12 protein-coding genes and 1 other RNA gene are annotated in these 12,374 nt (G+C 39.0%); 6 read left to right on the top strand and 7 right to left on the bottom strand.

Annotated features, from left to right (window positions below):
- Nucleotides 1–12: 12 nt before the first annotated feature.
- Nucleotides 13–1,065, top strand: a complete 1,053-nt coding sequence (gene recA / locus F985_RS11860; protein WP_004701217.1) for a recombinase RecA — start codon at nt 13–15, stop codon at nt 1,063–1,065.
- Nucleotides 1,066–1,118: 53 nt separating this feature from the next.
- Nucleotides 1,119–1,601, top strand: a complete 483-nt coding sequence (locus tag F985_RS11855) for a regulatory protein RecX (RefSeq protein ID WP_004701215.1) — start codon at nt 1,119–1,121, stop codon at nt 1,599–1,601.
- 14 nt (nt 1,602–1,615) lie between these two features.
- On the opposite strand, the gene ffs is transcribed toward F985_RS11855, so the two are convergent.
- Nucleotides 1,616–1,712: signal recognition particle sRNA small type (gene ffs, locus F985_RS25190), an RNA gene on the bottom strand.
- 316 nt (nt 1,713–2,028) lie between these two features.
- On the opposite strand from ffs, the gene F985_RS11850 reads away from it, so the two are divergent.
- The 4 genes from F985_RS11850 to F985_RS11835 all read left to right on the top strand — a co-directional run bounded on the left by F985_RS11850 (nt 2,029) and on the right by F985_RS11835 (nt 5,547).
- Nucleotides 2,029–2,919 (top strand): YbgF trimerization domain-containing protein, encoded by an 891-nt coding sequence (locus tag F985_RS11850; protein ID WP_004701214.1) that lies wholly within the window; start codon nt 2,029–2,031, stop codon nt 2,917–2,919.
- Nucleotides 2,920–3,065: 146 nt separating this feature from the next.
- Nucleotides 3,066–3,494 carry an IS66-like element accessory protein TnpA gene (gene tnpA / locus F985_RS11845; protein ID WP_000364662.1) on the top strand — a complete coding sequence of 143 codons (429 nt, stop codon included), beginning with the start codon at nt 3,066–3,068 and terminating at the stop codon, nt 3,492–3,494.
- Nucleotides 3,491–3,826, top strand: coding sequence for an IS66 family insertion sequence element accessory protein TnpB (gene tnpB / locus F985_RS11840; RefSeq protein WP_000618090.1), 336 nt, complete (start codon nt 3,491–3,493; stop codon nt 3,824–3,826). Before tnpA ends, tnpB begins: the two co-directional genes overlap by 4 nt.
- Nucleotides 3,827–3,900: 74 nt before the next feature.
- Nucleotides 3,901–5,547: an IS66-like element ISAba17 family transposase gene (locus F985_RS11835; RefSeq protein ID WP_001094416.1), complete on the top strand. Its 1,647-nt coding sequence runs from the start codon at nt 3,901–3,903 to the stop codon at nt 5,545–5,547.
- A gap of 27 nt (nt 5,548–5,574) precedes the next feature.
- Here the strand turns inward: F985_RS11835 and lpxA are convergent, their stop codons facing one another.
- The 6 genes from lpxA to rseP are packed head-to-tail and all read right to left on the bottom strand — an operon-like array spanning nt 5,575 to nt 12,374.
- Nucleotides 5,575–6,363 (bottom strand): acyl-ACP--UDP-N-acetylglucosamine O-acyltransferase, encoded by a 789-nt coding sequence (gene lpxA, locus F985_RS11830; RefSeq protein ID WP_004701211.1) that lies wholly within the window; start codon nt 6,361–6,363, stop codon nt 5,575–5,577.
- Nucleotides 6,360–6,845, bottom strand: coding sequence for a 3-hydroxyacyl-ACP dehydratase FabZ (gene fabZ, locus F985_RS11825; protein WP_000140523.1), 486 nt, complete (start codon nt 6,843–6,845; stop codon nt 6,360–6,362). Before fabZ ends, lpxA begins: the two co-directional genes overlap by 4 nt.
- Before the next feature lie 6 nt (nt 6,846–6,851).
- Nucleotides 6,852–7,922: a UDP-3-O-(3-hydroxymyristoyl)glucosamine N-acyltransferase gene (gene lpxD / locus F985_RS11820; protein WP_004701209.1), complete on the bottom strand. Its 1,071-nt coding sequence runs from the start codon at nt 7,920–7,922 to the stop codon at nt 6,852–6,854.
- A 4-nt stretch (nt 7,923–7,926) separates the two neighbouring features.
- Nucleotides 7,927–8,430, bottom strand: coding sequence for an OmpH/Skp family outer membrane protein (locus F985_RS11815; protein WP_004701206.1), 504 nt, complete (start codon nt 8,428–8,430; stop codon nt 7,927–7,929).
- Between the two features lie 40 nt (nt 8,431–8,470).
- Nucleotides 8,471–10,981, bottom strand: coding sequence for an outer membrane protein assembly factor BamA (bamA, locus tag F985_RS11810; protein WP_004701205.1), 2,511 nt, complete (start codon nt 10,979–10,981; stop codon nt 8,471–8,473).
- Between the two features lie 37 nt (nt 10,982–11,018).
- A complete protein-coding gene (gene rseP / locus F985_RS11805) occupies nt 11,019–12,374 on the bottom strand; it encodes an RIP metalloprotease RseP (protein ID WP_004701202.1) in 1,356 nt (451 codons plus the stop codon).

Below are 12,374 nucleotides of genomic sequence, written 5' to 3'. Positions count from 1 at the left end.
GAGGTTTTTGAGATGGATGAGAATAAAAGCAAAGCATTACAAGCCGCTTTGAGTCAAATTGAAAAGCAATTTGGCAAAAATACGGTTATGCGTCTCGGTGATAACACTGTTCAAGCAGTTGAAGCCGTATCTACAGGTTCTTTAACTTTAGACATCGCATTGGGGATTGGTGGTTTACCAAAAGGCCGTATTATCGAAATTTATGGTCCTGAATCTTCTGGTAAAACCACAATGACATTGCAAGCAATCGCCCAATGTCAAAAGTCTGGTGGTACATGTGCATTCATCGATGCCGAGCATGCCCTAGATCCTCAATATGCACGTAAACTTGGTGTAGATATTGACAACCTACTTGTTTCACAACCTGATAATGGTGAACAAGCACTTGAAATCGCCGATATGCTTGTCCGTTCAGGCGCAATTGATTTAATCGTTGTGGACTCGGTAGCTGCCCTTACACCTAAAGCGGAGATCGAAGGTGAGATGGGTGATTCTCACATGGGTCTACAAGCTCGTCTTATGAGCCAAGCGCTTCGTAAAATTACGGGTAACGCTAAACGTTCAAACTGTATGGTTATCTTCATTAACCAAATTCGTATGAAAATTGGTGTTATGTTTGGTAGCCCAGAAACTACAACGGGTGGTAACGCTCTTAAGTTCTATGCGTCAGTTCGTTTAGATATTCGTCGTATCGGTCAAGTAAAAGAAGGCGACGAAATCGTTGGTTCAGAAACTAAAGTTAAAGTCGTTAAAAACAAAATGGCTCCTCCATTTAGAGAAGCTATTTTCCAAATCTTATACGGCAAAGGCACTAACCAACTTGGTGAACTTGTAGATTTGGCAGTTCAACAAGATATCGTTCAAAAAGCTGGTGCATGGTATTCATATCAAGGTAATAAAATTGGCCAAGGTAAGAATAACGTGATTCGTTATTTTGAAGAAAATAAGCAAATCGCTGAAGAGATTGAACGCAATATTCGAGAGCAATTGCTGACCACAGGTACAAATGGCGCAGTACAAGTTGAAGATGACGAAGAAGAGCCAGATCTATTATTAGAATCTTAATTATAGATGAGTCATAAAACGCCCTTCGGGGCGTTTTTTACAAGGAAACCTATATGTTCAAAAGAAACGACGAGCAATCTCGACAGCGTCCCCCACTTACTGGCCAGCGTTTACGATCATATGCTTTTGCTTTACTTACTCGCCGAGACTACTCTAAATCAGAACTGATTGAAAAATTAGCCCGTTATGCACAAAATATAGAAGAAGTGAAACAACTCGTTGAAGAGTTATCTGAGCAAAACTATCAAAGCGACCAACGTGTTGCAGAGCAAATGCTTGCAAGTCAGATTCGTAAAGGTAAAGGTCCAAAACGCATTCAACAAGCTTTAAAAACCAAACAGATTGAGAACGATTTAATCGCTGATGAAATTCACGAAATTGATTGGGTAGAGCAAGCTTATCAGCTTAAAGTTAAGAAATTTGGAGAAGTTGTCGAAAAGGATCCAAAGCTTAAAGCAAAACAAATTAGATTCTTACAGTATAGAGGGTTTGATTTAGATGTAATTTTAAAAGCAATCCAAAGAAAATTGGATTAAAAGAAAGGTGGCAGCCCCACTAGCAAAACTTCGGCACATCATAGATCTGCTACCGTTGCTACCTTCCGGTCCTGGCGGGGTTCACAGAGTACAATTGCGAAGCCACCAGCGGGGCTACCATTGCAAAACAAAGTATAGAGATTTTTAAAAGAGATGCAACCCTTCTATCCCATTTTCAGCAAGTTTTTGTTTCGATTGATTAATTCATCAACAATAATCGCTTAAAATTTGAAAATGTAATTTTATGAGCTTAAGTTCCTTTTTCATTTTGCATAAAATATGCTTGAAGATTGTAAACTATCCTTGCATTTAAACTGTTAACTGTTTTAATTGCATTGATCAATGAAAAACCTTAGATATTTAGTGAATTGATTTTTATATTCCGGTGTTCAAGGTGGCTTTTATATAAAATTATGGATTTATACACATGCAAATGAAGAAGCATTCTTTATTATTTATTGCCTTAATGAGTACCACTTCTCTATACGCAAATATTCCTATCGAGTCTCGTGGTTTAAGTCAAAATGATGGTAGTGCATCTAATACTTCTTCAAGCAATATTTCAGTTCCCACCAATTTAAACTGGGAGTTGATGCAAAAAAATCAACAATTAGAGAATGATATCCGCACATTAAGAGGTCAATTAGAAGAACAAGCAAATGATATTGAGCAACTAAAGAAAGATCTAGCCAACCGCTATACAGACCTAGATCAACGTTTAGAGCTACTACATCAAAAAGTTGACCCAGACAGTGCGACCCAAGATGATAGCTCAAATACGACTGCCGATAGTAGCGCCACTACAAATACATCAGCACCTTCTTCTCAGCCTACAGATGGCAACAAAGTAGTTGCAGCTCCGCCTACTCCAACCACCTCTGAACAACAACCTAGCGCACCAGTAACAAACGCTCAACCAACCACTGCTGCTCAAAACCAGTCAAATCCACTTGAATTAGAAAAAGCCGCTTATACAGTAGCTTTAGATGCTTACAAACAGGGTGGAGCGAAAAAAGCTATTGCCCCAATGCAAAACTTTATTAAAAACCACCCTAATAGTATTTATACAGGTAATGCTTACTTTTGGTTAGCTGAATTTCATTTAGCCACAGACCCTGTGAACTACAATGAAGCGAAGAAAAACTATAATATTGTTGCGAATCAATATCCAAACTCTAGTAAAGCTCCTCGAGCATTGTATCAACTGTATAGTATTGCAAAGGATGTTGATAAGAATACTGCATCAGCAAACCAATATAAGAACAAATTACTTACGCAATATCCTAAATCTGAAGAAGTTAAATTCTTTAAAAAATAATTTAGACATAAAAAAAGACACTGTTAAACAGTGTCTTTTTTATGTCTTATTAATTAGCGTACAATGTAAGCGTCCGCTGAACCCCACTTTTTCTAACTCATTAATACCGCGATAGTGTCCACTTAAATTTAAGTGGACACCTATTTATGGATTTAAAGACAGTTATAGACAGTGCACCAACGCTAAAAAAGCCCCGTCGAACCTTCACAGCTGAATTTAAACATCAACTTATTCAGCAATGCCAGCAGCCAGATACATCAGTGGCCAAGGTAGCAATGCAACATCAGATCAATGCCAATCTGCTACATAAATGGATTCGTCAGTCCAGATCAATGCCCCCTGCATTAAAAACCCCATCCATTCCACAGACTGACTTTCTTCCGGTCATTCTTCACCCGACTCCAGTCAAACAAGAAGCACCTCTACCACCTGTGCCAGAGAAGAAAGCTGTCGCTCATATCAGGATTCCATTACATGAGGCACCAAGTTCCGCAAGGGATCAGATGATCGAGATCGACTGGCCGGTGGAGTCAGTAACTGAATTACTGTTGCTGATCCAGGGTTTGACTCAATGATTCGTATTGATGAGATCTGGTTGTCTACCCAGCCGATGGACATGCGTGCAGGGATGGATACAGCCATGGCTCAGGTGCTGAGAGCCTTTGGCTACATCAAACCGCATTGCGCTTACCTGTTCTGTAATAAGCGTGGCCATCGTATGAAAGTGCTGGTGCATGATGGACTGGGTATCTGGCTGTGTGCCCGGCGGCTGGAACAGGGGAAATTCCACTGGGCTAAAGTTCACCAGGGTGAAAGTATGGCGATCAGCCCGGAGCAGTTACAGGCACTGATCCAGGGTTTGCCCTGGCAAAGAATCGGACTGCAGCAAGTGGTAACAATGCTCTAAACCAGGCTCATCCATTCTGCTATTCTCCAAACGTTCTATTTCCTCTGCATCATGACCTCAGGCATACTGCGGTCATGAATACGCTGCCTGATTTAAGCCAACTGACCCATGAACAACTGCTGGAATTTACCAGACAGTTGGCGATGCAGCATCAGTCTCTGGCACAATCTAAACAACAACTGGAACAATCAAATCAGCAATTAGATGCCAGAGTTCAACATCTTGAAGTCACCAATCAGCAATTAGATTCTAAAGTTCAACATCTTTCTATTCTCAATCAAAAATACGAGCATGAGCTTGCACTATTTAAACAGCATAAATTCGGCAGTAAAAACGAACATCTAACCGCAAAACAAATCCATCTCTGGGATGAAGCGGTTGAAGAAGATATTGCAGCGGTTGATCTGGAACTGGAACGACTGAATGCAGATAAAACCAATGCAGCTGCACAGAAAGCCCCAGTCAACAAACCTAAACGTCGGCTGTTGCCAGATCATCTACACACCCTCCGTATTGAGCATGAACCTGAATCAACACAATGCAGTTGTGGCTGTACCTTGCGTCGTATCGGTGAAGATGTCAGTGAAAAACTGAATTTCAGACCGGCACAGTTCTATAAGGAACAGCATGTGCGTGGTAAATGGGTCTGTGATCAGTGTGACACTCTGACTCAGCAAGCGATGCCAGCCTATGTGATTGATAAAGGCATTGCTTCACCTGAATTGCTTAGCCATGTGCTGGTGTCAAAGTATGCCGATCATTTGCCTTTGTACCGTCAACGTCAAATCTTTCTACGCGCAGGTGTTGATCTGTCTAGATCAACGTTATCTGACTGGATTGGCCGCTGTGGGGTGGAACTGGAACCTCTGGCCAATGCCTTAAAACAGGTGGTACTGCAACAGCAGGTGATCCATGCAGATGAAACACCGGTGACGGTCATGCAGATGGGTGAAAATGAGAAAAAGCCCAAAAAAGGTTATGTCTGGGCCTATGCCAGCACACAGTACAATCCAGTTCAGGCAGTGATCTATGACTTTCAAGATAGCCGTTCTGGCCAGCATGCTGAAGACTTCCTGAAAGGCTGGCAGGGTCATTTGGTCTGTGATGATTACAGTGGTTATAAAGCACGCTTTAGATCAGGTCAGGTCATTGAGGTGGGCTGCATGGCACATGCACGTCGTAAATTCCATGAACTACATGTGACCAAGAAAAGTCAGGTCGCTGAACAGGCATTAGTGCTGATTCAGAAATTATATGCGATAGAAGCAGAATTAAGAAAAAAGACGGATGGTACAGCGGAAGACCGCTGCGAATACCGACAACAGCATAGTCAACCGGTCATGCAACAACTATATGAATGGCTCAACCAACATCAGCTGACGGTGCCATCGAGTTCTCCAACCGCCCGGGCGATCAATTACAGCCTAAAACGTTGGACTGCTTTAAGCCGCTATCTGGATGATGGCAATCTACCCATTGACAATAATTGGATAGAGAACCAAATGCGTCCCTGGGCCTTGGGGCGTAAGAACTGGCTATTTGCAGGTTCGCTGCGCAGTGGTCAACGAGCTGCCAATATCATGACTTTAATCCAGTCAGCAAAGCTGAATGGCTTGGATCCGTATGCCTATTTAAGTGATGTGCTGAAAAGGTTGCCAACACATAAAGTGCCCCAAATAGAAGAATTACTACCTCACCGCTGGAAACCTGAACCCCGTTAAAACTTGGCGATGGCGTTCAGCGGATGCTTACCGTACAATTCCACGCTCTGATTGCTCAATAGAATCAATTAATAATTGAGCTTCTGGAACAGAAGGCAAAATTTCACTTTTAATTTGTTCAACAGCTTGAACAGAAGTCAGTCCAGACTTAAATATCAATTTATAAGCTTCTCTTAAACCCTGAATTGTATTTTTAGACCAACCTTTTCTTCGCATACCTTCAGTATTTATACCAAAAGCATGAGCAGGATTACCAGAAGCCATCACATAGGCAGGTACATCTTTAAGAATTAATGAAGCACCACCAATCATGCTGTAAGAATCAATTTTACAGAATTGATGTATCCCAGAATTCCCACCCACAATAACGTGATCACCAATATGTACATGCCCAGCGACACCAACATTATTAGCAAAAATATTATGGTCACCTACAATACAGTCATGTGCAATATGCGTGTTTACCATCAATAGATTATGGCTACCTATTTTGGTTAATGCATTATCCTGCACTGTGCCTCTATGTAAGCTGCAATGTTCGCGAATTAAATTATTGTTACCAATTTCAAGCCAAGTTTCTTCACCTTTATATTTGAGGTCTTGGCAAACTTCACCAACACTTGCAAATTGAAAGATTTCATTATTTTGGCCTATTCTGGTAAAACCACCTACTACCACATGAGAATGTAATTTAGTACCAGCACCAATAGTCACTTGAGGACCAATAACACAATAAGGTCCTATTTGAACATCTGCAGCAATTACTGCAGATGGATCAATAATGGCGGTAGAATGGATTAAATCGTGATTGCTCATGCCTGCTCTGTTTTTTGGTGTGAAATCATAATCTCAGCGGTTGCTGCTACAATGCCATCAACGCTAGCTGTACAATTATATTTGTAAATGCCGCGCTTCTGCATTACCAACTCAGATTTTAATACAAGTTGGTCACCTGCAACTACTTGTTTTTTAAATCTAACTCTTTCAGCACCAGCAAACAGGAACAAAGAACCTGGTTTTGGCGTTTCATTGTTCATAATAAAACCAAGAACACCTGAAACTTGAGCAAGTGCTTCAACAATTAGAACACCAGGCATAATTGGATATTCTGGGAAATGTCCTTGTAAGAACTCTTCATTGATAGAAACATTTTTATAACCAACAATACTATTGTCAGTAACTTCAGTCACACGATCAACCAACAAGAATGGATAACGATGCGGCAAATATTGACGAATCGTTTGAATCTGCATTGGTAATTCAGGGATGGCAAATTTAGGGGTAGTTGACTCGGTCATAATATTCTATTTACGCAAATTAAAAGTTGATTCAAGAGACTCTATTTGAGCTTGTATATGATCAAGTCGTTTAGTGATTTGGGTCAATGGCACATCTGCTAATTGTCGCAAGCGTACAACAGTCTTTTTCCAATGACTATTTTCAAATAATCCAATTCCCGATGAATAAGTTCCTGCAACAGAAATATTTTTTGTGACCATTGACATTGCAGTAAAAGTCACATTATCGGTAATTGAAAGGTGACCTGATACTCCACATGCACCACCTAGAATACAGTTTTTGCCAATTTTTGTACTTCCAGCAATACCGCACTTGGCTGCAATAGCAGTATTTGAACCAATATGAACGTTATGTGCAATTTGCACAAGGTTATCAATAATTACTCCATCTTCTAAAATTGTATTATCAAGTGCACCTCTATCAATACTACAATTTGATCCAATTCGAACATCATTTCCAATTAAGACCGAACCTAGCTGCGCAATACGATGCCACTTACCTTGATATGGCGCAAAGCCAAAGCCCTCACCTCCAATCACAGTACTCGAGTGTACACGCACACGATCTTGTAATTTAGAGCTCCCCGTAATGGTGACATGAGAATCGATAAAACAATCTTTTCCAACTTCTACATAATCATCAAGTTTAGTATGTGACTCAATGATCGTATTATCACCTACCACACAATTTTCACCAATAACCACATAGTGACCAATATATGCCGTTTCCGAAATAATAGCAGATGGATGAATTTGAGCAGTGCTTTCTATCCCCGTTATGGAAACCTTTTTATCAAACACATGAGTCAAAATTGCAAATGCAAGGTAAGGATTTTCAACAATAATGAAATTATGTTTTTCTGGAAGAAGTTCTTTTAAAGTAGCTGTAACAATGAAGGCACCAGCATTACTCATTTTGGCTTGCTCAAGATATTTCTCACCATTTATAAAAGTAATATGGTTTGAATTAGCTTTTTCTAAACTTGCCAAGTTCGAAAGTTGAAGACTGCCTTCACCAATTAGCTCACCTTGAACCAGATGAGCTAATTCATCTAAACGATATTGTTGCACTTTCATTAATTTATTTCATTGAATTAACCTTTTGAATCATTTTATCAGTTAAATCGTACTTAGGGTCATAGGCAACAGTTGAATTTTTATTCAAAACAAAGTCAAGATTATTTTCTTTTCGTAACTGTTCGGCAGCTTGCTTAACTCTTGTTTCAAACGTTGTATTCATACTTTGTAAGCTAGTTTGAACTCTAGATTGTAAGCCTTGCTGTGTAGAATTAAATTCATTTAATTTCGATTGATACTGAGATTGCAATTTCTTAATATCATCTTCTTTCATTTTTTGGCCTTGAGTTTGGGCCTGACGTTGAAGTCCCTCTAACTCTTTACCAAGTTGTTCAAGCTTAGTTGTCGTTGGTTTCACAGACTGGTTTAAGCTTGCATTTTGTTGTTTCAAATAAGTACTACTTTCAACAACTTTAGCTAGATCAATTACGCCATAACCAGCTGCATTAGCTGCCACTGAAGCTACCGTTAAACCCAATCCTAACATTAATGCATTTAATTTTTTCATATAATCACTTTCCTTATTTCGTTGTTCAATGAAGTCGTACTTAGAAAGTACGACCAATTTCAAACTGGATTTCTTTAGTTTCATCACCCGGTTTATCATTTAACGGGAATGCATAGCTAAGTGACAATGGTCCAATCATAGTAATCCAGGTTACACCCACACCCACGCTATAACGTAAGTTACCTAAATCGAAACCATAATTATCTTCACAATACTTCTTAACGTCTGTAATTGTCTGACCATTAATCCTCATGCCTTTATCGCCATATACAGAGTTATTAATGTTACACTTAGTATCAAAGACCTGACCACCTTCAGCAAACAGTACAGGACGTACTTGACGAGTCCAATCTCCTTTAAATGGCATAGGTAATGCTAACTCAGTACCAAATTGAACTAGAGCATTACCACCCACATTTTCAGGTGAAGAATCATTTTGTTGTGTTTCTTGTAAGTTTACACTAGCATACTTAGGGCCTAAGGTACTGTTGTCATAACCACGAACAGAGCCGTAACCACCAGCATAGAAGTTTTTATAGAACGGCAAATCATTACCATAACCAAGCTTACCATAGCCACGAAGTACAAAGCCCGAACTACCAATTGGTAAGAAAGCTTGTGTATCATAAGTTACTTTTTGGTAATCAACATCACTACCTGGTAAACCAATTTCGAGGCCTAAACGGTGAGACATACCAGATGTTGGGAAAATCGGTCTATTTAATGTGTTATATGACCAACCTAGGTTTAAGTTATAGGTAAAGAATTCACCATCAAATGCACTTCCATACGGTTTAGAAGTTTGACCATCTGGACAGTTCCCACTCGTGTCGAGATCTACCAAACAATACGTGCTGGTTGAAGTAGTTTTACCACCATTTGCTAATAAATAATCACGTACATAGGTAGAAACATAAGGACCAGTGGTGACTTTAGTATTATCAACACCAACTGAAGCACTTAAACTTTGGTTTTCATCAATAGGATAACCAAAACTTAAACTACCACCCACACTATCGGTTACATAGTTATTAACGTTATAGTTATCATTTAGCTTAGTTTTACGATAATAAACGTTATAACCACGGCTTACACCATCAATGGTGAAGTATGGGTCAGTGACACTTAAATTATAATAATCTTGAGTTTCTGAACGAGACAAATCAATTGCAACTCGGTTACCAGTACCCATGAAGTTGGTTTGACTAAGTCCTGCTTGGAACGTGATACCACCATTTTGCGAATAACCTACCGCCAATGTTGTGGTACCTGAATGTTGTTCTTCAACATTTACATTCAAATCGACTTGATCAGGTGAGTTTGGAATTCGGGCAGGTTTAATATCAACAGTTTTAAAGAAACCTGTACGCTCCAATCGAACTTTAGACAAGTCAATTTTTTCATTACTTGCCAAAGCGCCTTCCATCTGACGCATTTCACGACGTAATACTTCATCAGAAGTTTTACTATTACCAGTGAAATTAATACGACGTACGGTAACTTGCTGACCCGGATTAACATAATAATTTAGATCAACAACACCAGTTTCATTATTAATTTGCGGAACAATATTTACATCAGCAAAGTAATAACCTGCATTACCATACTTGCGCAAAAGTAATTGCTTAACAGCGTTTACCTTTTCTTGAGAATAAGTATCGCCATCTTTATAAATTTTTAAGGCTTGTAATTCTTCAGGCTTATACAGTGCATCACCCAAAAATTTAGTTTGGCCAAATTTAAACTGATTACCTTCCTCAACTGCAACTTCAATAAAGATATGTTTTTTATCTTCACTAATATTAAGCTGAGAGTTATTAATATTGAAATTAATATAACCCTTGTTAAGGTACATAGCACGTAATGCTTCAAGGCTTGCAGCCATTTTTTCACGCGCATAGCGGTCATTACGTGTAACGATTGAAGCCCAGCCGCTTTCTTTAAGAGCAAATGCTTGCTTGATTTCACTATCTTTAAAAACAGTATTACCAATTACATTGATATCAAAAACTTTTGCTGCCGTTCCTTCGTTGAAATTAATTTTTAATTCAACGCGGTTATTTGGTCGCGCAACGGTATCAACAGTAACGCTAGCATCATAACGACCTTGTTGAGTGTATTGCTGCTCTAATTCTGTTTGAATGGTTTGCAAAGCAGATTTCTTAAAAACCTCACCCTCTGCAATACCCATTTTTTTAAGGCCTTGTTCTAACGCCTCTTTAGGAATAAGTTTATTACCCTTAAATTCAAGTTTTGAAATAATAGGGCGTTCAATAACATTAAAAACCAAAGTATCGTTATCTTTCGATGCTTTAATATCATCAAAAAGACCAGTGGCATACAATGTTCGAATTGCTTCGGCGATCATCGGCTCATTAACGCGATCGCCACTGTTGATTGGCAACATGGTATAAACATTTGCAGGAGTAAGACGGACTAAACCGTTTACACGAATATCTCTAACGACGAAATCATCAGCTGCATATGCTTGTTGTACCGCTGCCATAGCGCTAACAAGTGCCAAAGGCATTAAAAAATGTGTGTGCCGCATGCCAGTTTTTTCCAGTAAGTTATAAATCCATACACGTTTACAAACGCATAAAATCATTAAATAAAGCTAAAAGCATCATACTACCGAGCAGTACCATACCAATTTTCAGACCAAACATTTGTATTTGTTCAGAAACAGGCTTTCCTCGAATAGCTTCAATGATGTAATACACTAGATGGCCACCATCTAACATTGGAATTGGTAATAAATTTAAAATTCCAAGACTTACACTCATCAATGCCATGAAAGAGATAAAAGTTTGCCATCCCATTTCTGCACTTTGCCCAGCTACTTTTGCAATAGTGATAGGTCCAGAAAGATTTTCTAATCCAATAAGTCCTTTTACCATTTTCACTATTGAGTTCAAAATCATGCTAGAGATCTGGCCAGTTTTATCAAGAGCCATTTCAAAAGCTTGTATTGGAGTATATTGGATTGTTTGCTTATATTCGTCAGGAATTGTAATTTTTCCAGCGTCACTTTTTACACCAAGAACACCATTTACTTGTCCCATGTTATCGCGTTTTCCTTGTGGCATCACTTGTAAATGAACCAACTGTTGATGACGCAACACATCAATATTAAGTAACTTTTCTGGAGAGCGCTGAACAATCTCAACAACATCAAACCAATCTTTCATAGGCTGACCGTCAATCGCAACAATACGATCACCCACTTTCATTCCTTGACGAATCGCAGCACCATCTGCTGTTAAATCTGTTACAACAGCAGGAATTACAGGTCGATAAGGTAAGAAGCCTAATACATCGAGTGCAGATTCATTTTGGTTTTTTAAAAAATCTTTTATCGGTAATACAAAATTTTTCTCAGTGCCTGCACGATTTACATCGATATTTACAGTACCTGTTTCTCCTACACGATCGATCAAAGCAAAATTTAGCTTTTCCCAAGTTGCTGTTTCTTTACCATCAACAGCAATAATTTTATCACCCACATGTAACTGAGCAGCTGCAGCTGGAGAGTTTGGTATAATTTTACCGATTTTAGTATTTAATTGTTGTTGCGCTGGCAAAAATAAAACCCAAAAAAGCAATACGGCAAAAATTAAGTTAATTAATGGCCCTGCCGCAACAATAGCAATACGTTTCCATGGTTTTTGACGGTTAAAAGCATATGGTAAATCTTGTTCTGCCACATTGCCTTCTCGCTCGTCTAACATTTTAACGTAGCCACCTAAAGGTAAAGCAGAAAGCTGATATTTAATGCCGGACTTTTTAGAGGTCCATTTGAGTAAAGTTGGACCAAAACCAATTGAATAAACTAAAACTTTAACACCAAGTTTACGAGCAACCCAGTAATGACCAAACTCATGAATTGCAATTAACGGACCAAGTAAAAGAGCCGCTGCTGCAATCATAAAAAGAGCATTCAT

This window comes from Acinetobacter seifertii (assembly GCF_000368065.1).
In the GTDB taxonomy this organism is placed as follows: Bacteria; Pseudomonadota; Gammaproteobacteria; order Pseudomonadales; family Moraxellaceae; genus Acinetobacter; species Acinetobacter seifertii.
Note: the sequence above shows the minus strand (reverse complement) of the source record. Positions and strands in the feature narration are given on the sequence as shown.